This is a genomic window from Paenibacillus sp. JNUCC 35 (assembly GCF_058269095.1).
In genome coordinates this window covers 5,087,520-5,110,255 of the sequence record NZ_CM177771.1, presented here as the reverse complement: position 1 = coordinate 5,110,255, position 22,736 = coordinate 5,087,520, and the positions used below count along the sequence as shown (strand labels likewise).

Here is a 22,736-nt window from a genome sequence, read left to right as displayed (position 1 = left end):
AGGGCTCCCTGTTTTTTTGTCATTGGACATTATCGAGTAATTAAACTATAATTACTTACAAAAAGTAACTAAATATATTTTGTCTCGTTCGCTGCGTTTTCTAACTAATATTGAAAGAAGGGTGACTGTTATGACGCCTGTTATCGACCCCCGAACTGAAATCGGATATGTGCATATTAAAGTCGGCAGTCTTGCCCGGTCTCTTCCGTTTTACCAGGACGTGATCGGACTTAAACTGCTGAAACGGGACGGAGCTTTCGCCGAACTGACGGCTGACGGCAAGAAGCCGCTTGTTATTCTGGAAGAGATACCCGGTGCCGCTAAAGCGCCGAAGCGCGGCTATGCGGGTCTGTATCACTTCGCCATTCTGCTGCCCGGCCGCAAAGAGCTGGGATTCGCGCTGCGCAGCCTGATCCGCAGCGGGATTGAGGTCGGCCAGGGGGATCATCTCGTGAGCGAGGCGCTCTATCTGGACGATCCGGACGGCAACGGCATTGAAATTTATGCCGACCGCCCCCGGGAGACGTGGCGGAAGGATGCGAACGGCCATTACGTGATGGCGACCGATCCGGTGGACTGGGAAAACCTGCTGGAGCTTGCCGGTGAGGAGCCGTGGAGCGGAATGCCTGCGGGAACTCAAATCGGTCACGTTCATTTCCATGTGAGCGATTTGCGGGCGGCGGAGGCGTTCTACTGCGGCCTGCTCGGATTTGAGATCACGCTCCGCTTCGGACCGGCGGCTCTCTTCGTGGCGGCAGGAGGCTACCACCACCACATCGGGCTGAACACGTGGGCAGGCGCAGGGGCGCCGCCCGCACCCGCCAATGCCGCCGGAATCCGCTGGTTTACCGTCGTGCTTCCCGATAACGGCGAGCTGGAGCGGGTTCTGGCACGCCTCCGGGAAGGAAGCGTGGACGCCGTATCCCGGGAAGACGGATGGCTCGTGACCGATCCTTCGGGAATCGGCGTGCTGCTGACCGTGCGGAATTAGCGGGAGCGCATCGGCGGGCAACTGGCTCGCCGACCTAGAACAGGCAGCAAAAAAATCACCCTGCCGGAACGATCCGGAAGGGTGATTTTTGCTTTTTTTGCGTCTTACATGGAAATGTTATCGTGGTCCTTGCTGTTCTGTTTCTTATCCCAGAAGCGTTTGACAGCCGGAATGCTGCCGATACCGACGGAGATAATAAAGGCGGCGCCGAGAGCGACCATGACGACCATGTAACCGGATGTGATAATGACCGAACCCAGTCCGATTTCCGTCAGACCGATGACGACGGCCAGGACGATGATAACCGGCTGGACAAACCCTTTGAGCGGGTTGCCGGGACGAATCATGCGCTCAGCGAAACCGGCCAGGATAATGCCGATCAGAACGATGATGACGATCAGAATAAATTTCGGCAGCATCACCATCAGAGCGGCGAATGTGGCGGAGATAAATTCCAGATCCAGCACGTTCGTGGATTCGACGAGGAAGAAACCGAATACGAAGACGGCGATCAGAGTCGCGATCCATTTCGTGATAGGCAGAGCGGAAACGGATGCGGCCGGATTTACGCCGCCCGGCACGCCCATTTCGGCGCCGGCATCGGCGGCTTTGCGGCGGAACATCGGCATCAGGCTGTTCAGCTTGCTGTCGATATCCATCGGCGAAAGCAGCGTAATGATAAGATTGCGGACGATCTTGGCCAAAATGTAGCCGATGTAGAGCAGGAACGCCGCAATGAGAATCTTCGGAATCCAGGCCATAACGAGATTCAGAATGCCTTGAGCCGGAACCCGGATGGATTCGATTTGCAGCAGGTTAAGCGCTTGTACCGCGATTGGGAACAGAATCAGGAAGTACACGATGCTGTAAACGAATTGGGATACGTTCATGCCTGCTCCGATCCAGCGCTGAAGATTCAGCGAGGACGTGAGGGTGGAAGCCAGCTTGGCCACGAACTTGGCCACATAATGACCCAGCACGATAAGCAGAATCGCACCTGCGAGCAGAGGCAGATAGCCGATGACCATATTGATGACCGCGCTGATCGGCACGGAAATGGCCGGAATCTGAAGCGAGGACAGAATGCTCGGCGCGAAGAGCAGGATCACGATGGCATAGGCGATATTGCCGGCCACTTCGCGGTAATGCACCAGGTTCGGCATTTTGCTTTTAATCGTATGAGAGCCGAAGAATCCGGAAACCACACTTTTCAGCATAGAGCCGAGAATATGAGCGACTGCCGCAAGCAGCGCCGCAGCCAGCAGGTGAGGTATGTAAGAAGTGATGATGGCGATGAAACCGACGAACGGATTCAGCACATTCGTGAAATTCAGAAGTTCAAGCACGACGAGAAGTGTGACGAGAATAATGAAATACTTGACTACCTTGGACACAATCCGGCTGACGGAGCTGTCCGGCGGGAAAAATTTTCTTCCGCGGGCATCCACGTTCGCCTTTAGAAGTCCTTTATAGACGGCTTTCGAAGCAGCGCCTGCTATCCATAAACCAATGATCAGAACAAGAACGGCCCCAATGAGCCTCCAAATGGAATTTCCGTTCATCATGAGAAAGTTCCATTCGCCCCAATTCCTTACGTCCATTCGATCATCCGCCTTTCTTTATTAGGTTGTGATGGGAGTTTATTTCCCACCCTATTTACCCGGCACCCCGCAAGTTAAACCCTGTAAAAAACTAGGAATTATGGCGTGCATAAAATTCTTCTTCCAGGGAAAACCTTACTTTGCAAAGATTGGAGAATGTTTAAACTCTTTTAAAATTGGACAAACTCTTATAGTAGGGGGAGGTATCGAACAAATGTTGCCTGATTCAAGCAATCCGACCAAATGGTTCAGTATGGTTATGATGTTGAACATCGCTCTTGTCTTGTGCGGTCAAGATCAAACAAGTCTGACAGGATTAACAGATACAGCGGCACTCGAGAAAAAAATCGCTCCCGCGATTTCGGGATTGGCATCCCGCCAAACACCCGAAGCACCCGAGAAGCCAGTCCAGTCTCAAAACGGAACCGCAGACGCGCAAGCCGCTTCCGGTCAGTCACGCAAAGTCAGCTATAAGCTGATGCCCGATTCCAGTCAGGATCTATCCCGGTACAAGGCGGTAGAAGTGGTAGCGACCGGCTATTACTCGGGAATCGAATCGACCGGCAAAAATCCGGGGCATCCGGATTACGGCATTACCAAATCCGGCATTAAGGTCAAACGGGACGAGCATTCCCTGTCGACGATCGCGGCGGACCCGAGAGTGTTCCCGATCGGAACGGTCCTTTATATACCGGGTTACGGATACGGAATTGTAGCCGATACGGGCGGGGCCATTAAAGGCAAAAAAATTGACCTTTATTACGAAACGAAAGACCAGATCTACAAAGAATGGGGCAAGAAAACAGTCAATGTCTTTGTCGTCAAAGAAGGTACAGGCAAAGTGACCCAGATGATCTGGAACCAGCTCGTACAGGAAATTTTCAAAAACAATCCTGTCGATACACCTGAAGCCTAAACATTCACATATATCGCGCAAGAAGTAAGTAAGCAAGTACCGCACAAGAAGCGTCTGCGATTTCCGCAGGCGCTTTTTCTCGGTCTCGGGACCGAGTAAGGAATCAACCCTTTGTCTCTTTTCAGAAAAGATGGACAGAGGTACACTTAATTCAGGAAAACGAAATTCAACGGGGGAATAAGTCATGAACGGTTCTATATGGGGAAGATTGGCGGGAGGCTTTATCCTGATTGCGCTCGGCCTGCTTTTTTTTCTGAAACAGCTCGGTTTTATCACCTTGAGCATCGGAGAGCTCATTTCGACCTTTTGGCCGCTGATTCTGATATACGCGGGACTGATGAGCGTGCTCTTTAACAGGGGGAGGCAGGACGGAGCCTGGGGGCTTATCCTGGTTCTGATCGGAGGCATCTTCCAGCTCCGTAATCTCGGATGGGCTCCTTACTCTCTTGGAGAAATGTTTCAGTTTCTCATCCCGGTTGTGCTGATCATTTTCGGAATCAAAATGATTTTCGGCCGGAAAAGCTCCCACCGTCACGATTCGGAATACGGGGGAAGCCGGGACGGGCATGGACATGGGCATTGGGGAAGCGATTGGGAACGTAAACTGGAGGACAAGTGGGAGGAGAAGGCGCGGAAATGGCAGGAGAAAATCTCCAGACGCGAGGCGAGACGTGCCAGGAGATCCGACTGGAAGAACGATGGCGTTTATCCGGAAGCCGGTGAGGCAAGTGGGGAATCCGCTTATGCACCGCCGCCTCCACCGCCGCCTCCGGGGGGAGGTTCTTATCGACCCGGGCCGGACTACCACTATGTGAACTCCTACGCCCCTCCCCAGAATAAGTCGGGTTTTATCGGGGATGTGTACTTGGGACAGGATTACTGGGAATTGACGCCTCTTAACATCTCGCACTTTATCGGCGACACCTCGCTGGATCTGACAAAAGCGAGTATCCCGATGGGAGAGACGCGGATCAACATCTCGGCATTTATCGGAGATGTGAAGGTATTCATCCCGAGCGATCTCGACGTCGAGATCAGTGTCACCGCATCATCTCTTATCGGCGATATGAATGTGCTGGAGCGGCGGGAGGATGGGATCATGCGCTCGATGAATTACCGGACGCCTTATTACCAGGAAGGCGCCAAAAAAATCAATCTTCACGTATCGATGTTCATCGGAGATATCGTCGTGAAGAAGATGGGTTAGGAGGCCGGACGCATGGTAAAGCTGTGGAGCATGAAATGGCAGCTCATGCTGTATTTCCTGGCCTCCAGCCTTCTGACCCTCGGCATCCTGGGCTTTTCGCAGCTCTATATGCCCTGGGAAACGGCAGGCGGCGGGTGGAAGTTCGGCCTGGCCGTTTTTGCCGTGCTGTTGGGGCAGGCGGTCGGTTTCGTGGCCTCCCGCGCCTTCCAGCGCAAGGTGGATGTGCTGCACATCGCCATGCTTCAGCTGGCGAAAGGCAACTTGAAGGATCGGATACAGATCGATCCCATCGATTCTTTCCATCCCGTCTACAAATCGTTCAACGAGATGGCGGGGGCGCTTGAAGAGCGGACGCGGCTGCTGCAGGAAATGGGCGAGGAACGCTCCGTGATGGAGCGCGGCTCCGTCGAGACAGCGGTAGTCGAGGAGCGCCGGAGGCTGGCCCGGGATCTGCACGATACTGTCAGCCAGGAGCTCTTCGCGATTCACATGTCGGCATCCTCTCTGCCGAAGGTGATCGGACACAATCCCGACGTCGCCAGCCAGCTGATGGAGCAGCTGATCCAGATGTCGCACCATGCCCAGAAGCAGATGCGGGGGCTCATCTCCCAGCTGCGGCCGATCGAGCTGGACGGCAGCACGCTGGAGCAGGCGCTGGAGAAATGGTTCCCGGAATACTGCCGGGCCCATGAGCTTCAAGGCCGCCTGGATGTAGAGACGGAGCAGCCGATTTCCGAGGCGATCGAGCATCAGCTGTTCCTGATTATCCAGGAGGGGATGGCCAACGTCGTCAAGCATGCTTCCGCTACGGAAATCGAGCTGCAGCTGCATGACTCCGGGCGCCAATATGTGCTCCAACTGGCGGACAACGGAAAAGGCTTCGAGCGGAGCGCGATTTCGTCCGCCTCCCACGGCTTGTCCACGATGCGCGAACGCGCGCAGAAGCTGGGCGGAGATGCCGAGGTCCTCAGCGGATCGGGCAGCGGGACGACAGTCCGTGTACGGATACCGAAATTTGTGAAAGAGCCGAAAGGGGAAGCTTCGTTGTGAAAGAACAAATAAAAGTGATGGTCGTGGACGACCACGATATGGTGAGGGTCGGTCTGCGCACGTATATTATGCTCGATGAGGAGCTTAGCGTCGTGGAGGAAGCGTCGAACGGGGAAGAAGCGCTGCGCAAGCTCGGAGCGCTGGACGCTGAACGTATTCCCGATGTGATTCTCATGGATCTGACCATGCCGGTTATGAACGGAATTGAGGCGACCCGGGAAATTACGCAGCGTTTTCCTTCTATTAAAATCATCATGCTGACCAGTTTCCTGGAAGAAGACAAGGTCGTCCAAGCGGTTGAAGCGGGCGCGATCTCTTATGTGCTCAAAACCATCTCCTCGGAGCAGCTCGCCCATGCGGTCAAGGGAGCCGCCGCCGGCATGCCGGTTCTTAACCCCGAGGTCTCTCTGGCGCTGACCCGCGGGCTTAGGCAGCGGTCGGCGCAGACGGAAGACGAGGGGCTGACGGCGCGTGAGCGCGAGGTGCTTTCTCTCATTTCGGACGGCAAATCGAACAAGGAAATCGCCGAGGCGCTGCATATCAGCATCAAGACCGTGAAGACACACGTGAGCAACCTGCTCATGAAGTGCGAACTGGACGATCGCACCCAGCTGGCTATTTATGCTCACCGCAAGGGCTGGGCCGGTACCGGGGCTTAACGCGGACTTCTGCACCGCCGGACCGGAGACGGTTCCGGTGTTTTGCCTTGTCCCGGCAGGATTTCCGGCGGGCCGAGGGGACTATGCGGCCGCCGGCCCGCCGGGCTGCGGCCCAGCCTCCTTGCCTGTCCCGATCGTAATACGAGGCCAGCCATCTTGCCCGTTCCGCCGGGCAGCGGCCCCGCTCTCCTGTCCGGGCCGGACTGCGGTGCCTGCACCGCTCCGCTTTTTCCAGCCGCTCATAAAAGAAGGCAGAAATACGCAACCTATTGCTGCGCGGGTTCATTTTCAACGGCGCGATGAAGAGGAGGTTGCCTTGTGAAAGCTTTGAATTCCTCACTCCAGGAAACGGTAGAAGCGTTCGACAATGTCCGGGACTATTTGCACACGTTCGAGTTTACATTAGGCGGGAACTGGGAGTACGATCACGGTTCGTTCGACCGTTATCTGGATGAGGCGCACAAAGTGTGGCTGCGTATCCCTTTTGAAGTGACGGAAGGGACTCTGGACGGCGATACGGACGAAACCGATGCGATGGTGAAAATCGGGGCGCCCTACGTGCTGAAGCACGTTTATAATGAAGGCAACGATCCCGAAGCCCGTATGATGACGGTTTCCGCGCTGGTGAACCAGTTTCAGACCCCGCTCGATCCGGACGCCGAGCTCGAAAGCGAGTGGATCGGAAAAGCGGAGAAACTTCTGCGGGATGTCGAGCGGAAATGGCTGCACTGAGCGCCCCGTTCCATGTTTTTAGTTAAAAGGACCCAGATCGACACGATGCCGGCCGGTGAGCCGGCTTTTTTACCTCCATTTTATTGAATTTTAAGGTTTGCTTAAGGAAGGAAGTCCATTATAAAAGTACAGAGACGGTGAACAACACGAATTACAAAAAAGCCTTCATGTCAACCGTCCTTCGTTTTTTATACTCTTTTTTCTAACTTTTATAAATGGAGGAATTGCCATGGATGATTATAAAAAGGAATTCGGCCCTGACCGCAGCAACGATTCGGATTTAAACCGCGACCGTGACCGGGAGCGTGAACTGGAAAGACGGGAGGCCGGCTACGAACCCGGATATGACTCCGGGCGCGAGGAAGCGGCGGCGCAGGAGAAACCTTCCTACTACTACTCTTACGGTCCCCACAAGACGGGCATGACCGAGGAAACGCACAACACCGAATCGGACACGACGGCTTACTCGAACCGCGAAGGCTCGGCGCCTGTGGAAGTGACGCCTCCGAAGCCGGTAAGATCCTTCTCCTTCAGCAGAGACGGCGCCTCTAAGCCGGGCGGAGGCTGGAACGGCAGCGGACCCGCCAAGAAGCGCTCGTCCCTCCGCAGCGGATTTGCCGCTTTCCTGGCTGGTGCGGTCGTCGTGAGCACGCTCATGTTTGCGGCAGACAAAACGAACCTGTTCACCGGCAAACAGCCGATGACCCTGCCGGGCGCGCAGCCTAATTCTTCTCAGACGGTAGCGGCGGGCAGCGCAAGCAAAGTTTCGCTGGACTCGGCCCGTCCGGACAACATCGCCCAGATTTTCGCCCAGGCAAGTCCGGCAACCGTTAAGATCGAATCTTACGTCAAGACGAAAAGCAGCTCCCAGCGCAACCAGATGAACGATCCTTTCTACCGGTTCTTCTTCGGCGATCAGGGAGACTCCGGGAAGCAGGACAACGGTTCGGGCAAAAGCGACGGCGCCCTTCAACTGGCAGGCAGCGGAACCGGCTTTATCTTCGAGAAAAGCGGCTACATTCTGACGAATGAGCATGTAATCGACGGAGCCGATGAAATCCGCGTAACCGTTCAGGGCTACGACAAGCCGTTCGTCGCCAAGCTTCTGGGCAACAGCTACGACCTTGACCTGGCCGCGATGAAAATCGAAGGCGACAAGGACTTCCCGATTCTGCCGATCGGTAAAGCGGACAGCCTGAACGTAGGAGACTGGGTGGTCGCGATCGGCAACCCGTACGGATTCGACCATACGGTAACGGTCGGCGTGCTCAGCGCCAAGGAGCGTCCGATCTCGATTCAGGATGAGCAGGGCACGCGCAACTACAAGCATCTTCTGCAGACGGACGCGTCCATTAACCCCGGCAACTCTGGCGGCCCGCTGCTCAATATGAACGGCGAAGTCATCGGGATCAACACGGCCGTAAGCTCGCAGGCGCAGGGGATCGGGTTCGCTATTTCGGAAAGCACCTTCTCGACCGTTCTGGATAACTTGAAGAACAACGTGACGATTCCGAAGGAGAAAGCTCCGTTCATCGGCGTGAGCCTTCAGAACGTGGATAAAGAATGGATCAGCGAGCTGAAGCTGCCAAACGCCGAAGGCGCAATTGTAGCCGAGGTTACGCGCAAGAGCCCGGCCTTCCAGGCAGGCATGCGTCCCTATGACGTCATCGTCGACGTGAACGATCAGAAAGTGACGAATTCACAGGACGTGACGACCAAGATCCAGGCCCTGAAAGTGGGGGACAAAGCCAAAATCGGCGTGATGCGTGACGGCAAACGTGTCGAAATCAACGTCACCGTCGGAGACAAAAACGCAGCGGATACGACCGAGAAGAAGTAACGGTCGGACTGCCGCACCATGCGGAGCAGAGAACGGCAGCGATGCCGTTCTCTGCTTTTTTTTCGGCAGCTAGTCGTGCTTCAAGGGCGGAGAGCGTCCGAGATTTTGCTCCAACGCCGAATTTGATACAATAGAGGGTAAAAGCGTCCCACGAGGCTGCCTGCAGCCCGAATCCATCTACAGAAGGGTGAAAACATTCATGCGTGAAACGATATTGGTAATAGATGACGACGAGAAAATTACGTCCATGCTGCGGCGCAGCCTTGCCTTCGAGGGCTATACGATCGTAACGGCCAACAACGGCAACGACGGCTTAAAAAAAATGCTCGAGCAGGAGCCCCATCTGGTCATCCTGGACGTGATGATGCCCGTCGTGGACGGGTGGGAGGTCTGCCGGCGAATCCGCGAAAGCGGAAGCGGCGTGCCGATTCTCATGCTGACAGCCAAAGACGAAGTCACCGACCGGGTGAAGGGGCTTGATCTCGGAGCGGACGACTATCTCATCAAGCCATTCGCACTGGAAGAGCTGCTGGCCCGCGTGCGGGTGCTGCTTCGCAGACGGAACGAACGCGCCGAGCAGCCGACGAACCGGCTGCACTACGACAACGTCACGCTGGATATGGATACGCGCGAGGTGTTCCGCGAGAGCCAGCTTATCGAGCTTACGACGAAGGAATTCGACCTGCTGCACCTGTTTATGCAGAATCCGAAGCGGGTTCTCTCCCGGGACATCATCATGGAAAAAATATGGGGCTACGATTACAGCGGGGAATCGAATGTGCTGGAAGTGTACATTGCCCTGCTCCGGCAAAAAACGGAGGAGTACGGCCACAAGCGCATTATTCAAACCGTGCGCGGGGCCGGTTATGTGCTGAGAGGAGAGAGCTAGATGTCTATCCGCCTCCGGCTGACGCTGTGGTATTCCGGCATTTTGTCGGTTACGCTGCTGCTGTTCGGCTTCGGCCTCTATTTATTTCTTTCCTTTTACATCTATAACGATCTGGAAAAACAACTGGGCCGCACTTGGACGGAGACGTACGAGCGGATCAAGCCGCTTGCCGCCCCCTCGATCCGGGGAAGGGTTCCGATCAAGCTGGAGCTCGACAACGTGGACATGTTTTCGGAAAACACGCTCCTTCAGCTTGCCAGTTTGAACGATAAGGAAGGCCCCGTTATTCACGACCGGTCTTCCGTTCTTAAAAATCTGGAGCTGACGCTGCCCATTACAAACAATGCGGAGCAGAAGCTGCGGGGCAAAGATTCGCTTGTGGTCGAGCGGCTGAACTTGAAGGTGATGGACAAGTCCTATCCGATTATTCTGGTCAGCCGGGGGTTCGACATCACCGACCCGGTAACCGGGAATAAGCTGACCCGGGGCGTGCTTCAGGTCGGAGCGACCATCAACTACTACGAGAACTTTTTCAACCTGCTCCAGTATACGCTGGCGATTCTCGCCATGCTGACGGTGCTGATCGCCGGAACGCTCGGCTGGTTCCTGGCGAGGAAGGCCCTGCGGCCGATTGAGCAGGTCATCGTGGCTACGCAGCAGATCGAGAAGGGCACGGACCTCGACAAGCGGATTCTGTACGACGGGCCCGAAGACGAGATCGGTCGGCTCACCGTCACGATCAACGGCATGCTCGGCCGGCTCCAGCTCGTATACAGCGAGCTGGAGGAAGCTTACCGCGCCCAGCGCCGGTTCGTCTCGGATGCTTCCCACGAGCTGAGGACGCCGCTGACGACGATTCGCGGCAATGTGGAGCTGCTCGAGAAGATGTGGAGCCGCACGCTGACAAGCGGACAGGCCGGCGGCCAGGACAAAGAGCAGATGGAGATGTCCATCGAGGCGATGCAGGATATCGCCGGAGAAGCTCACCGGATGAGCCGGCTCGTCAACGACATGCTGTCGCTGGCGCGGGCGGATGCCGGCTTCGAGATGCAGCGGCAGCCTCTTGAGCTGAGGCCGCTGGTCGAGGAAGTCGCCCGGCGCGCCCAGTTTCTGCCGCGCCAGGTGCAGTGGGAAGTGGGAGACCTGGACCCGCTGACGGATGTGGTCGTGGTCGGCAACAAAGACTATGTCCAGCAGCTTTTGTTCATTTTTATCGAAAATGCCTTCAAATACACCGAGCAGGGCAGCGTCCGGCTGGATGCGCTCCGCTCCGGGGATCAGATCGGTCTGCGTATTGCGGACACGGGGATCGGGATGGACAAGGAAGAGGTTCCGCATATTTTCGACAGGTTTTACCGGGCGGACGTTTCCAGAGGAAAGACGGCGGGCACCGGACTCGGCTTGTCGATCGCGAAATGGATTATCGACGAACATAAGGGCTCCATTGAGGTAAAAACCCGCAAGGGAGAGGGCTCGACCTTTATCATTTGGCTGCCCGTTGTCTTTCTTCCCGTCTCCTGATCGGCTATAATGAAGGTACGAACGACAAAAAAGGTGGTGCTTTCGTTGAAAGTCGTCAAAATTTCCCCAAGGGGCTATTGTTACGGCGTGGTGGATGCAATGGCGCTTGCAATGCAAACCGCCAAGAATCTGGATCTGCCGCGGCCGATTTATATACTCGGTATGATTGTTCATAACTCGCACGTAACCCGTTTCTTCGAAGACGAGGGGGTTATTACGCTGGACGGTCCCAACCGGCTCGAAATTCTGGAGCAGGTGACGGGCGGTACCGTTATTTTTACGGCACACGGCGTTTCGCCGGAAGTCCGCCGCAAGGCACGCGAGAAAGGCTTGACGGTCGTTGACGCAACTTGTCCGGACGTAACGAAAACACACGATCTGATCCGCGAGAAAACGGCGGAAGGATACGAGATTATTTATATCGGCAAGAAAGGCCATCCCGAGCCGGAAGGCGCCGTCGGTATCGCTCCCGAGCACGTCCATCTGATCGAGACGCTGGCGGACGCGGAGGAGCTCCATATCGCTTCGGCCAAAATTCTGATCACCAATCAGACGACGATGAGCCAGTGGGACATCAAGCATATTATGAAGAAGCTGCTGGAGAGTTTCCCGACGGCTGAAATTCACAACGAGATTTGTCTGGCGACGCAGGTCCGCCAGGAAGCGGTTGCGGAGCAGGCGAAGGAGACGGATCTAGTTATCGTGGTCGGCGACCCCAAAAGCAACAATTCGAACCGGCTGGCCCAGGTGTCGGAAGAAATCTCCGGCGTCAAAGCATATCGGGTTTCGGACGTTTCCGAAATCGACAAGAATTGGCTGATGGGTGTCCGTACGGTCGGCGTCACTTCCGGCGCTTCCACGCCGACTCCGATTACTAAGGAAGCGATCGCTTATCTGGAGCAGTTCGATCCGGTTGACCCGGCTACATGGGGCGTTACACGGACCGTGAATATGAAGAAATTGATCCCGATGGCCAAAACAAAGGCTGCCGCCGAATAACCGGCCTAATTTACAGGATAGGATGAGGCACCATGCAGTATAGTGAAGGGGCACTCCGAAAGAAAAAGTTTGATCTTAAACAGACGGGTCGCTGGTTTAAATACAAATATCTTCTGCTGCTTCGCGCCAAGGGCGGGCCTTCAATGGTCGCCACCGGATTTTCCATCGGACTGGCCGTCGAGATGTTCACTCTTCCGACGGTCGGGCTGGCTTTTTTTCTTATTTTTCCCCTCGTATGGCTGCTGCGGGGCAATTTTGCGGGTGCGCTGATCGGGTTCGTGTTCGGTAAAATCATTTACGTGCCGATGGCGATCCTCTTTAACAAACCGGTGGGTTCCCTTGTCGTTCCTCCGGGCTTCAAGGAGTACCTGATCCACCACGTTCCTGCTTTTCTTGCGAATGTCCTGAAAGGAAGCCTGGAGCTGATCGTAGGCGGAATGATCGTCGGGGGCGTTCTCGGCCTGATCATGTACTTCCCGATCATGCTTCTGCTGAGGCTCCATGCCAGCCGGCGCAAGGACAGGCGCAGACTGCGCAAGGAACATCAGCACGCTATGGCTTCCGGACTTCCGGGTGACGCGGATTGACGCACGGCCTCGCGGCTTAACAGGATAAACAGACAAATGCAGGCTTGACGGATAATCGTCAAGCCTGTTATTATTATTTTAGCGAGTTACTTTAACGGATAAAAGCGTAGAAGCTAAAAAGCTTGAAAGCAAACAAGCGTTGAAGTGAAAAGGCAACCAAACCAATATTCTACATTCAGGAGCGTGAGCGGAATGATCGTCATTCTTTCAAATAAGGTTGAAGAAGCGCGTATTCAGGAAATCGTACACATCATCGAGAAGCATGAAGTAAAAGCGCACGTATCGCACGGAGAAGACCGTACGGTTATCGGCATCATCGGGCAGGCCGATCCGGTATTGGCCGAGCAGCTGCGCCAGCTGAAGGGAGTCGAGCAGGTGGTCAAAATCTCGAAGTCCTACAAGCTGGCAAGCCGCGACTTTCATCCGGCGGATACGGTCATCCGCATCAAGGATGTGGAGATCGGCGGCGATCAGCTCGTGGTCATGGGCGGCCCATGCGCCGTCGAGACTCCCGAGCAGATCGACGAAATCGCCCGCCTGGTCAAGGCGGCGGGCGGTCAAGTGCTCCGGGGCGGCGCCTTCAAGCCGCGCACGGGCCCTTACAGCTTCCAGGGCGTCGGCGTGGAAGGGCTCGTCATGATGGCGGAAGCCGGACGCAAGCACGGTCTTCTGACGATTACGGAGGTCATGACGCCGGAATACGTGGATGTCTGCGCGGAATACGCCGACATTCTGCAGGTGGGCACCCGCAACATGCAGAACTTCGATCTGCTGCGCAAGCTGGGTTCGATCCAGACGCCGGTGCTGCTCAAGCGCGGCTTCAGCTCGACGTACGACGAATTCCTTAATGCGGCGGAGTACATCCTTGCGGGAGGCAATCCGAATGTGATGCTCTGCGAACGCGGAATCCGAACATTCGAGACTTATACCCGCAACACGCTCGATCTTTCGGCGATTCCGGTGCTTCAGAGCTTGAGCCATCTGCCGGTCATCTCCGATCCGAGTCACGGAACGGGGCGCCGCGAGCTGGTCGAGCCGATGACGAAGGCTTCCGTGGCCGCCGGGGCGAACGGCCTGATCATCGAAATGCATACGGATCCGGACAATTCGATGACCGGAGACGGCGTCCAGTCCCTGTTCCCGGACCAGTTCGCCAAGCTGCTTCAAGATCTGGAGAAGCTGGCTCCGATTTGCGGCAAAAGATTCGATACCGCCAAAACCCCCGTACTTGTCTAATCCGACAGGTTGTCCCAAAATCCCCGAAATTCCCCCAGAAACAGCTTGAAAACCGGAGAAATCCGGTTTTTTTGTTTTTCATGTAACATTACCTCACATTCTTTAAAAAAATACCTGACATGAGTATTGACGACATTTCTCCGGCCGCTATATAATATGAAAAAAGATCGAATGAAAACTGGAACATTACACAGGGAAACCATTGTGAATGTACGGAATTAGGAGGGTTTATACATGTCAGTACAGGACGTTTTGAACATCATCAAGGAAAAAAACATTGAGTGGATCGATTTTCGTTTTGTGGATCTTTTAGGTAAGGCGCACCACATTTCTCTCCCGGCTTGCGAAGTCGAGGAAGAAACTTTCGAGAACGGAGTTGCCTTTGACGGTTCCTCCATTCATGGTTTCCGCGGCATTGAAGAGTCGGATATGGTCATGATGCCTGATACGGAGTCGGTTTATGTCGATCCTTTCACGGCTCACCCGACACTGATCGTGATGTGTAACATCCACACGCCGGACGGTGAGCGTTACGAGCGCGATCCGCGCAGCATCGCACAGAAGGCGGAAGAATTCCTACAAACAGCCGGCGTAGGCACGACGGCGAACTTTGCTCCCGAGTCCGAGTTTTTCATTTTCGACGACGTCCGTTACGAAAGCGGCATGAATACCTCTTACTACTCCGTTGATTCCGAAGAAGGCGCATGGAACACCGGACGCAAAGAAGAAGGCGGCAACCTGGGTTTCAAAATCGGCGTTAAAGGCGGCTATGTGCCGGTTCAACCGGTCGATACCCAGCAGGACATCCGCAGCGAAATGTGCCGTCTGCTTCAAGAAGCGGGCCTTCGCATCGAGCGTCATCACCACGAAGTGGCGACAGCCGGTCAAGCGGAAATCAACTTCCGTTTCGATACGCTGACCAAAACAGCCGACAATCTCATGAAATACAAATATATCGTTCACAACACGGCGAGACAGTACGGAAAAGTCGCAACCTTCATGCCGAAGCCGCTCTTTGGCGACAACGGATCGGGTATGCACGTTCACCAAAGTATTTTTGACGGCGACACGCCTCTGTTCTACGACAAAAACGGCTACGCCAGCCTGAGCGAAATGGCTCTGCACTACATCGGCGGTATCCTGTACCATGCCCCGGCTCTGCTCGCTCTGACGAACCCGTCCACGAACTCGTTCAAACGTCTCGTTCCGGGTTACGAAGCACCGGTTAACCTGGTGTTCTCCAAAGGAAACCGTTCCGCAGCAGTCCGTATTCCGGTTGCGGCCGTAACACCGAAAGGCTGCCGCATCGAATTCCGTACGCCGGATTCCACGGCTAACCCTTACCTGGCTTTCGCGGCTATGCTGATGGCCGGTCTGGACGGCATCAAGAAGAAAATCGATCCGCGTGCGCTCGGTTACGGTCCGCTGGATAAAAATATCTACGAGCTGTCCGACGAAGACAAGTCCGAAATCCGCAGCGTGCCGGGTACACTGGACGAAGCTCTCGACGCTCTGCAAGCCGATCACGACTTCTTGCTGGAAGGCGACGTGTTCACGCAGGATTTCATCAACAACTATGTCGACATCAAACGCGGCGAAGCGAAAGATGTTGCGATCCGCATCCACCCGCACGAGTATTCCCTGTACTTCGGCTGCTAATCACCCCTCTTTTTCTCCTCGCTCAAAGCAGGCAAAACTCCCGGACATTTCCCAAATGTTTCGGGAGTTTTTGTTTTCCTAACATTCTCTTAGCATGTTCCTAAATCCCATGTCATATTTTGTTTGTATAGTAAGTAGGAAGTAAAAGAATTAGGTGGTGTACAACATGAAACCCTGGACCGAAAAGGAAGTCCTCCATCTGCTGGGGAGAGCTTCTTTTTCCGCTACGCCGGGAGAAGTGGATAGATGTCTGAAGTTAGGCCGGGAAGAGACGGTTCGCAGGCTCACCTCGGGCCAGCCTCTGGCCGACGGAGCCGCTTCCGCCCTTGTGTTCTCGGAGGTAAAGGCCGACGAAAAGCCGCTGATTGTCACGGGAGTGGGCGATCAGCAAACGTACTGGCTGTATCGGATGATTGCTTCGCCGACTCCGCTGGTGGAGAAAATGACGTTGTTCTGGCACGGTCATTTTGCTTCGTCCCAATATAAAGTGAGCGATATCAAGCTCATGGTGCGGCAGAACGACCTGTTCCGGCAGCACGCCCTGGGCAGCTTCCGCAAGCTGACCGAAGAAATCGGCCAAGACCCGGCCATGATGCTGTATCTTGATTCTTATACGAATCAGAAGGGGAGTCCCAACGAGAATTACGCCCGCGAGATGATGGAGCTGTTCACACTCGGCATCGGCAACTATACCGAACAGGATGTGAAGGAAGCGGCAAGGTCTTTGACGGGTTGGAGCTATAACCGGACAACCGATATCGTTCAGTATCAGGAAGCGCGGCACGATGCCGGACATAAGGTTTTTCTGGGCGAAGCCGGATATTTCGATTCCGCCGATGTGGTGCGCCTCGTTTTCAAGCAGACGGCGCTCCCGAAGTTTCTGGCGACGAAACTGCTCCAATATTTTGCCGCGGAAAATCCTTCCGATGCCTGGATAGACCGGGTCGCCCGCAATATCGCGAAGATGCCGTCGATCGGGGACGTGCTGTACGATTTGTTCGCTTCCGACGAATTTTACGAGGAAGCCTACCGGCTGTCTCTTGTCAAAAATCCGGCGGAGTACGTGGCGGGCACGATGCGGACCCTGGGGCTTCCCCTAACGGCGGTTTTCCGTGCGAGTATGGGGCTCATGGGCATGGAGCTGTACGCGCCGCCGGATGTCTCCGGCTGGAAGAGCGGGGCTTCCTGGCTGGCGACAAGCCGCTTGATCGCACGCTACCAGTTCGCCGAGAAGGTGGCCAAACGCGTCACGGAAGACCAGCTCCAGTCTTTGGCTCCGCAAGGGGCGCAGACCGGTCCGGAAGCTTATGTGGAGGGGTGCAGACGCGGCGCAGGGCTGGCTCCGCTCGGCAAGAACACGATGAATGTGCTGACGCAGTATGCGGCGGAGACGATCGTGAGCTCGAAAAAACCGGCCGTCGGCAAACGGAGCCTGCTGCAGCTTCTGCTCATCAGCCCGGAAGCGCAGATGAAGTGAGCGGAGGATTACGGATATGAATTTAACGAGAAGAGATTTTCTGATCAAGGGGACGGCTCTTATCGCGGCCATCGGCTTTGGCGGCCCCCTGCTTTATGCGGACAGTAAAAATATGCTCAAGCCCGGACCACCCGCGGGGGCGAAAGACCGGGTTCTTGTCGTGGTCCAGCTTTCCGGCGGCAACGACGGCCTCAATACGCTGATTCCGTACGGAATCGGAGCGTATCACGACGCCAGGCCGCGTCTTCGTCTCCAGCAGCATGAGGTGCTGGATATCAACGGCCAGCTTGGCCTGCACCCGAGTCTCACGCAGCTTCACGGGCTGTACCAGCGCGGAAAGGTCGCGATTGTCCAGGGCGTGGGCTACCCGAAGCCAGACCATTCCCATTTCCGTTCCATGGAAATCTGGCATACCGGGGAGCCGGAGAAGCGGATCAGCGACGGCTGGCTGGGGCGCTACGCTTTTTCGTCCCTGGATACGGCGAATCCGCTCCGGGCCGTCCAGCTCGGGAAGACGGAGACGCGTGCTCTCCGTCACGACTCCATTTCGCTTCCCGTTGTGTCCGCGCTGGATTCCTATAAAATCTTTACCAGCAAGCCCCCCGATCCGGACCGCGGCCGACTGAACAAGGCTTTCTTGGATATGTACAACCTGAACAAGCAGGCCGCTCCCTTGCGGGTTGCCTGCTCCAGCGGGATTGAAGCTTACCGCAGCGTGGAAGCGATCGGCTCTCTGCGGCCGGGATATACGGCAGGCGCGCCTTATCCGGACACCTCGTTCGCCAAGGATTTGCAGCTTGCCGCGCAGCTCATGGCATCCGGCTCCGGCACCCGGGTCTTCTACACGCAGCTCGGTCCGTTCGACGACCATGCCAACGAGAAGGCGCACCATGCGGCTATGCTGTCCACTCTGGACGGGGGGCTCGGCGCGTTCTACCGCGACCTGGAAGCTCACGGCCTCCAGGACCAGGTCATGGTCATGGCGTTCTCCGAATTCGGCCGGAGAATGAAGGAGAACGGCAGCGGCGGGACGGATCACGGTACCGCGGGACCGGTTTTTCTGCTGGGAGGCGGAGTGAGCGGCGGGCTTTACGGGGCCTATCCGAGCCTCACGAAGCTGGATAAGGGAGATTTGAAGGCGGAGCTCGACTTCAGATCGGTGTATTATACCGTCGTGGAGAACTGGCTGAACGGAGACGCCCGCAGTGCGGTCGGGCGCTTGTACGAGAAGCTCTCGTTCGTTTAGACTGCTTCCTGCATACGCCTCCCCGGTACAACTCAATGAAAGAAAGACCGTTCCCCCTAGGGGGAACGGTCTTTCTTGTCGTTCAAGCTTCAGCCGGTTTGAGCTGAATTAGTACAGGAAGGATCTGCTGATGATAACCAGCAGAATGAACAGAACCAGAATGGCACCTGTGCTTGTAAAACCGCCGCCGTATCCGCCAACTCCTGACATTTCGCATGACCTCCTTCTTAATGGAGTACGTGATATCGTATGCGCCGCGAAACCGCAGGGTCTGGGTGGTCGGTGCCCAAGTTATGCAAGCGGCCCGAAATTCGCACGTTTTGGCTTCTGCAGCCGTATGATAGAAATCAGATGAATAGATCTAACAAAATCGCCGGTTTACTTGCCGGATTTCGCTTACGGCAACTTGCATATGGAGAAAACGGGAGGCTGGCCATGGATTCACAAAACGTTCTGCCCAATACCAAACTGGGTAAAACCCAATTTCTGAATCGGCACTCGGAGCTGAAAAAGTTTCAGCCGGATACGGCGCAGGCAACGAAAGATCATCTGTACGACTTTCTTAAACGGTACCGGATGGTGTACGTCAAGCCGAACAACGGGACGGGCGGCCGGGGCATTTTCAAGGTGGAATACAGCTCTAAGGGCCGGTATCGGTATCAGATCAATGAGACGAAAAAGAAATTCGAAACGTACGATGAGCTGTACCGCACCATGTCCAAATGTTTCGGGGACACGAAGCATCTCGTTCAGCGGGGCATTCATCTTCTGACGAGCAAGGGCCGGCCTTTCGACATCCGGATCATGGTACAGAAAAATTTGCGGGGCGATTGGGAAAACACAGGTATTATCGGCCGTGTAGCCCACCCGGATAAGATTGTGACCAATTATCACCGCGGCGGAACCCCTACGGAAATTTCGAAGCTTTTGAAAGAGTATCTGAAAAAGGAACAAGTGCCGGATTACGTGGCAAAGCTGAACCGGCTTGGCCATGAAATCGCCGAATATATGGAGACCGGCTATCCCAAAGTAACGGCGATCGGCGTGGATATCGCGCTGGACAGCGAGCTGAAGCCCTGGATACTCGAAGTGAACACCAAACCGGACGCGTCTATTTTCAAAAAACTGGACGACAAGAGCATCTACCAGAAAATATTAAAGTACAAAAAAGCAAACCGGATCATCCTCCGCGGAAGGAGCGTCGACAATAGCCTTAAATCACGGCCTCTTACCAAGGTATAGACAGCAGGACCGGAGCCGCTCGGAAAAAACGCATAAAAAAGGTGCAGGAAGGGTGCAGGAGAATCTCCTGCACCCCTTTTTTACGCTTTAACCGCAAGACCGATTGTGAAGGAACGCCCCGTCGGATTTGTGATCCGGTGACGAGGCGGCCGGAGGTTATTTTTCCTGCTCCTGCTTCTGTTCCTGCTTTTGCTCCTGCTTCTGTTCCTGCTTCTGTGTTTGTTCGTTCAAATAGAGCGCGTACTGCAGCGGCCGGCGAATGGATTGCTGGTACAGATCGTTGCGGCCCATCTTCTTAAACAGTTCGCGCCCCGGCTTCGGATTTACTTCGATCAGCCACACGCTGCCCTGCTTATCGATTCCGATATCGAGCCCGTATTCCAGCATTCTGCCGAAATGCTTCTCGATGACGGTGACGACCCCATGGGCCAGATCGTGGCACTCGGCGATGATCTCGCGTGTCTTCTCGGGCGTGAAACGTTTGTGAAGCACGGCTTCGGTGGAGGACGCGCGGCCGCCTCCGTGCAGGTTCGAAGTGGGATTGTTAACGCTGCCTATGCGCATGCCTTCGCCGGTAACTTCCCACTTGCCCTTATCGTTTTTCTGGATGAGCAGCCGCATGTCGGACACGTGGCCCGGCAGAAGATCCAGATCCAGTCCCTGCTGGATCATAAAGCTGCCCTTGCGTATCCTCTCCTGGCGGACCCACTGGTTGAGCCAGTTCGTGAGCGAGGTGAGGCTGCGGAAGAGGACGTTGCGTTTCGCGTACCCTTTCGTCCGTCCGAGCAGTCTGTAGCCGCCATTCACCCGTGAAATCTTCACGATGCTTTTGCCGCCGGTTCCGTTTCCGGGTTTGATGTAAACAATCTGGTGATTTTTGAACATGCGCACGAGGTTTTCGGCGTTATAATCGACGGTAGCCGGAATCCATTTCTTGAGTGCTTCCTCGTTCGAAAAAAGCCGGGTCGCGCTCATTTTGTTCGTAAACGTATGATTGGCGTACACAAAATGCTTTTGTTTGCGGAATTCGCTGTAGCCTTCCTGTGCCGTTCGGCACCGGTCGATGACGACGTCCGGCCAGGGGAAGATACGGCTGGTCCAGCTTCCGTTTCCGACCGGTACATAGCCGCGGACCTGTTTTTTATCCGGGAACGCATCTTTGTGAGAGAAGATAAATACGGTGGCGTCTAATTTCTGGCCTTCCCTCACCAGCGAGCGAAAATAGCCGGGTTCCTTGAAGGAATGCCCCTCCCGCCAGGTGAGGATGCCGATTACGGGCTTTGCCATTACGATTCCCAGTCCCTTCTTGTTAAACTGTATTATCATATGGCCGGCGGGAGCGGTTTGTGAGTTTGAAACGGGGGGCGCGGCGCCTATCCTTCCCCGGCGGGGGAACGGTCCGGAACCTTTTGTCATACAATGAATGTACGAGTAGGGATTGGAAGTCCGCATACGCAAAAAAACCGGGAGCCAAGCTCCCGGTTTTGAAGGCCGTGACGCATTATTTGAGAATGCGGGCCGATGCGACGTAGTGATTTTTCTGCCAAGTGTTGTTGAGATCGCCGATGACAACGTCATCCTTCGGATTCACGTTGTGGATGAATTTGTTGTCGCCGATGTAGATGCCCACATGGCCGATTTTGTTGACAGTGTCTTTGTTACCCGCTGTAGCCGTCGTGGAGAAGAAGACGAGATCGCCTTTGCGCAGCTCGCTCTTGTTGACGGGCGTTCCCAGCTTATACTGAGCTCTTGCGCCCCAAGGCAGATTGATGCCTTCTTTGTTAAACACATACTTCGTGAACGAAGAGCAGTCGAAGATAAGGTTCTTCGTGTCATTCTTGGCGTAAACGTATTGCACTTTACCCTGAAGAGACTTGGCGAACGAAAGAATGCTGTCCGCCTGCTTGCTCCAGGTTGCGCTGCTGGAACCGGAATTTCCGGGTTTAGAAGGAGCCGGAGCCGTAGAAGTTCCGCCGCCGACAACCTTTAAGTACAAGGTGGAAATATAGCCGGTTTGACCGTTATAGTTCACCTTGACGAAGTACTTGTTTGTATTTTCGAGCACAGTCAATTTGGTGCCTTTAGGCACGGATCCATAAATTTTTCCTTGACTGGAATAAGGAAGTTGTTTCAGATATGGATTGCCTGTGGTAATAATAGTAGATGATGTTGTTATTGCTGGTGCCGTCTCTGCAAAGGCGGCGCCGGCGCTAAGACTGCTTCCTGCAAGAAGACTTAGTCCCAGCACAAGCTTGGCTATTTTTTTCATAGAAAGAATCCTCCGCTAGTAAAAAGATTGTGTGAGTTATTTGATGACTCTTACTGCGGTCACGTAATGGTTGTCCCACCAGCCGGAACCCATGTTGCTGTATGTGACGCCCCCTTTTCCAAAGGTGTGCAGGACTTTATTATTGCCGGCATAAATCCCGACGTGACCGATGCGGTTAACGGAGCTTGCGGAATATTTCGTTGTTTTGGTCGTGGAGAAGAAAACGAGATCTCCCGGTTGAAGCTCGCTGCGTTTGATCTTTGTTCCGTTTTTGGACTGATCGCGTGCGCCGCGGGCAAGTTTGATGCCGTTTTGCTGATATACATATTGAACGAAAGAAGAGCAGTCGAAGGAGCTCGTGTTGCCTGTCTTGGCTCCGAATTTGTAAGGTCTGCCGAGGTATTTGTTACCCAGTGTGATGATCTTATCGGCTTTCGTTTTGAAAGCGGAAGAAGAAACGGCGGCGTGCGATTGCTGAGGAAGAGCAGTAAGTCCTCCCGAGAGGGCGATTGCGGCGCTCAGACTTGCGATGATGAGTTTCTTTCCTAGTTGTTTTTTCATTGTCTTGTACCTCCATCTCGTGATGTGTCTCAGTATAGCACACACAAAGATGGG

General features: G+C 54.9%; 21 protein-coding genes. 16 read left to right on the top strand and 5 right to left on the bottom strand.

What is annotated here, in order from left to right; translation table 11 throughout:
• Positions 1–130 precede the first annotated feature (130 nt).
• A complete protein-coding gene (locus AC2TF6_RS23075) occupies positions 131–991 on the top strand; it encodes a VOC family protein (protein ID WP_491308671.1) in 861 nt (286 codons plus the stop codon).
• Between the two features lie 104 nt (positions 992–1,095).
• On the opposite strand, the gene AC2TF6_RS23070 is transcribed toward AC2TF6_RS23075, so the two are convergent.
• Positions 1,096–2,592, bottom strand: a complete 1,497-nt coding sequence (locus tag AC2TF6_RS23070) for a mechanosensitive ion channel (protein ID WP_218229093.1) — start codon at positions 2,590–2,592, stop codon at positions 1,096–1,098.
• Between the two features lie 214 nt (positions 2,593–2,806).
• Here AC2TF6_RS23070 and AC2TF6_RS23065 point away from each other — a divergent pair, with 214 nt between their 5' ends.
• The 14 genes from AC2TF6_RS23065 to AC2TF6_RS23000 all read left to right on the top strand — a co-directional run bounded on the left by AC2TF6_RS23065 (position 2,807) and on the right by AC2TF6_RS23000 (position 18,610).
• Positions 2,807–3,508, top strand: coding sequence for a 3D domain-containing protein (locus AC2TF6_RS23065; RefSeq protein WP_454235321.1), 702 nt, complete (start codon positions 2,807–2,809; stop codon positions 3,506–3,508).
• Between the two features lie 184 nt (positions 3,509–3,692).
• Entirely contained in the window at positions 3,693–4,715 is a 1,023-nt protein-coding gene (liaF, locus tag AC2TF6_RS23060; protein ID WP_491308670.1) for a cell wall-active antibiotics response protein LiaF, read from the top strand.
• A 12-nt stretch (positions 4,716–4,727) separates the two neighbouring features.
• Positions 4,728–5,765, top strand: coding sequence for a HAMP domain-containing sensor histidine kinase (locus AC2TF6_RS23055; RefSeq protein ID WP_491308669.1), 1,038 nt, complete (start codon positions 4,728–4,730; stop codon positions 5,763–5,765).
• Positions 5,762–6,424 (top strand): response regulator, encoded by a 663-nt coding sequence (locus tag AC2TF6_RS23050; RefSeq protein ID WP_218229095.1) that lies wholly within the window; start codon positions 5,762–5,764, stop codon positions 6,422–6,424. Before AC2TF6_RS23055 ends, AC2TF6_RS23050 begins: the two co-directional genes overlap by 4 nt.
• 318 nt (positions 6,425–6,742) lie before the next feature.
• Positions 6,743–7,156, top strand: coding sequence for a YugN family protein (locus AC2TF6_RS23045; RefSeq protein ID WP_491308668.1), 414 nt, complete (start codon positions 6,743–6,745; stop codon positions 7,154–7,156).
• A 229-nt stretch (positions 7,157–7,385) separates the two neighbouring features.
• Complete coding sequence (locus AC2TF6_RS23040; RefSeq protein WP_491308667.1) at positions 7,386–8,996, top strand: S1C family serine protease; 1,611 nt, start codon at positions 7,386–7,388, stop codon at positions 8,994–8,996.
• A gap of 199 nt (positions 8,997–9,195) precedes the next feature.
• Entirely contained in the window at positions 9,196–9,885 is a 690-nt protein-coding gene (locus AC2TF6_RS23035) for a response regulator transcription factor (protein WP_491308666.1), read from the top strand.
• A complete protein-coding gene (locus AC2TF6_RS23030; RefSeq protein ID WP_491308665.1) occupies positions 9,886–11,406 on the top strand; it encodes a sensor histidine kinase in 1,521 nt (506 codons plus the stop codon). It abuts the gene before it with no gap.
• A gap of 45 nt (positions 11,407–11,451) precedes the next feature.
• Entirely contained in the window at positions 11,452–12,405 is a 954-nt protein-coding gene (locus AC2TF6_RS23025; RefSeq protein ID WP_491308664.1) for a 4-hydroxy-3-methylbut-2-enyl diphosphate reductase, read from the top strand.
• 32 nt (positions 12,406–12,437) lie between these two features.
• Positions 12,438–12,992 (top strand): DUF2062 domain-containing protein, encoded by a 555-nt coding sequence (locus AC2TF6_RS23020; RefSeq protein WP_009676104.1) that lies wholly within the window; start codon positions 12,438–12,440, stop codon positions 12,990–12,992.
• 192 nt (positions 12,993–13,184) lie between these two features.
• Entirely contained in the window at positions 13,185–14,228 is a 1,044-nt protein-coding gene (aroF, locus tag AC2TF6_RS23015; RefSeq protein WP_491308663.1) for a 3-deoxy-7-phosphoheptulonate synthase, read from the top strand.
• Between the two features lie 234 nt (positions 14,229–14,462).
• Positions 14,463–15,887, top strand: a complete 1,425-nt coding sequence (gene glnA / locus AC2TF6_RS23010) for a type I glutamate--ammonia ligase (protein ID WP_218229098.1) — start codon at positions 14,463–14,465, stop codon at positions 15,885–15,887.
• Between the two features lie 166 nt (positions 15,888–16,053).
• On the top strand, positions 16,054–17,364 hold the full coding sequence (locus tag AC2TF6_RS23005) for a DUF1800 domain-containing protein (protein ID WP_491308662.1): 1,311 nt from the start codon (positions 16,054–16,056) through the stop codon (positions 17,362–17,364).
• A gap of 16 nt (positions 17,365–17,380) precedes the next feature.
• Complete coding sequence (locus AC2TF6_RS23000) at positions 17,381–18,610, top strand: DUF1501 domain-containing protein (protein ID WP_491308661.1); 1,230 nt, start codon at positions 17,381–17,383, stop codon at positions 18,608–18,610.
• A 108-nt stretch (positions 18,611–18,718) separates the two neighbouring features.
• Here AC2TF6_RS23000 and AC2TF6_RS22995 read toward each other — a convergent pair whose 3' ends face one another.
• Entirely contained in the window at positions 18,719–18,820 is a 102-nt protein-coding gene (locus AC2TF6_RS22995) for a hypothetical protein (protein WP_016423864.1), read from the bottom strand.
• 225 nt (positions 18,821–19,045) lie between these two features.
• On the opposite strand from AC2TF6_RS22995, the gene AC2TF6_RS22990 reads away from it, so the two are divergent.
• Positions 19,046–19,852 (top strand): YheC/YheD family protein, encoded by an 807-nt coding sequence (locus tag AC2TF6_RS22990; protein ID WP_491308660.1) that lies wholly within the window; start codon positions 19,046–19,048, stop codon positions 19,850–19,852.
• 156 nt (positions 19,853–20,008) lie between these two features.
• Here AC2TF6_RS22990 and AC2TF6_RS22985 read toward each other — a convergent pair whose 3' ends face one another.
• The 3 genes from AC2TF6_RS22985 to AC2TF6_RS22975 all read right to left on the bottom strand — a co-directional run bounded on the left by AC2TF6_RS22985 (position 20,009) and on the right by AC2TF6_RS22975 (position 22,682).
• Complete coding sequence (locus AC2TF6_RS22985; protein WP_491308659.1) at positions 20,009–21,139, bottom strand: YheC/YheD family endospore coat-associated protein; 1,131 nt, start codon at positions 21,137–21,139, stop codon at positions 20,009–20,011.
• Positions 21,140–21,353: 214 nt separating this feature from the next.
• Positions 21,354–22,121, bottom strand: coding sequence for a C40 family peptidase (locus AC2TF6_RS22980; RefSeq protein WP_491308658.1), 768 nt, complete (start codon positions 22,119–22,121; stop codon positions 21,354–21,356).
• A 36-nt stretch (positions 22,122–22,157) separates the two neighbouring features.
• The gene (locus AC2TF6_RS22975; RefSeq protein WP_491308657.1) at positions 22,158–22,682 is read right to left on the bottom strand and encodes a C40 family peptidase; all 525 of its coding nucleotides are present in this window, start codon (positions 22,680–22,682) and stop codon (positions 22,158–22,160) included.
• Positions 22,683–22,736: the final 54 nt, after the last annotated feature.

Excerpts from the sequence above, each read along its gene's own strand:
- AC2TF6_RS23075 (WP_491308671.1), top strand. The coding sequence starts at position 131 with ATGACGCCTGTTATCGACCCCCGAACTGAAATCGGATATGTGCATATT.
- AC2TF6_RS23070 (WP_218229093.1), bottom strand. The coding sequence starts at position 2,592 with ATGGACGTAAGGAATTGGGGCGAATGGAACTTTCTCATGATGAACGGA.
- AC2TF6_RS23065 (WP_454235321.1), top strand. The coding sequence starts at position 2,807 with ATGTTGCCTGATTCAAGCAATCCGACCAAATGGTTCAGTATGGTTATG.
- liaF (WP_491308670.1), top strand. The coding sequence starts at position 3,693 with ATGAACGGTTCTATATGGGGAAGATTGGCGGGAGGCTTTATCCTGATT.
- AC2TF6_RS23055 (WP_491308669.1), top strand. The coding sequence starts at position 4,728 with ATGGTAAAGCTGTGGAGCATGAAATGGCAGCTCATGCTGTATTTCCTG.
- AC2TF6_RS23040 (WP_491308667.1), top strand. The coding sequence starts at position 7,386 with ATGGATGATTATAAAAAGGAATTCGGCCCTGACCGCAGCAACGATTCG.
- AC2TF6_RS23035 (WP_491308666.1), top strand. The coding sequence starts at position 9,196 with ATGCGTGAAACGATATTGGTAATAGATGACGACGAGAAAATTACGTCC.
- AC2TF6_RS23030 (WP_491308665.1), top strand. The coding sequence starts at position 9,886 with ATGTCTATCCGCCTCCGGCTGACGCTGTGGTATTCCGGCATTTTGTCG.
- AC2TF6_RS23020 (WP_009676104.1), top strand. The coding sequence starts at position 12,438 with ATGCAGTATAGTGAAGGGGCACTCCGAAAGAAAAAGTTTGATCTTAAA.
- aroF (WP_491308663.1), top strand. The coding sequence starts at position 13,185 with ATGATCGTCATTCTTTCAAATAAGGTTGAAGAAGCGCGTATTCAGGAA.
- glnA (WP_218229098.1), top strand. The coding sequence starts at position 14,463 with ATGTCAGTACAGGACGTTTTGAACATCATCAAGGAAAAAAACATTGAG.
- AC2TF6_RS23005 (WP_491308662.1), top strand. The coding sequence starts at position 16,054 with ATGAAACCCTGGACCGAAAAGGAAGTCCTCCATCTGCTGGGGAGAGCT.
- AC2TF6_RS23000 (WP_491308661.1), top strand. The coding sequence starts at position 17,381 with ATGAATTTAACGAGAAGAGATTTTCTGATCAAGGGGACGGCTCTTATC.
- AC2TF6_RS22995 (WP_016423864.1), bottom strand. The coding sequence starts at position 18,820 with ATGTCAGGAGTTGGCGGATACGGCGGCGGTTTTACAAGCACAGGTGCC.
- AC2TF6_RS22990 (WP_491308660.1), top strand. The coding sequence starts at position 19,046 with ATGGATTCACAAAACGTTCTGCCCAATACCAAACTGGGTAAAACCCAA.
- AC2TF6_RS22985 (WP_491308659.1), bottom strand. The coding sequence starts at position 21,139 with ATGGCAAAGCCCGTAATCGGCATCCTCACCTGGCGGGAGGGGCATTCC.
- AC2TF6_RS22980 (WP_491308658.1), bottom strand. The coding sequence starts at position 22,121 with ATGAAAAAAATAGCCAAGCTTGTGCTGGGACTAAGTCTTCTTGCAGGA.
- AC2TF6_RS22975 (WP_491308657.1), bottom strand. The coding sequence starts at position 22,682 with ATGAAAAAACAACTAGGAAAGAAACTCATCATCGCAAGTCTGAGCGCC.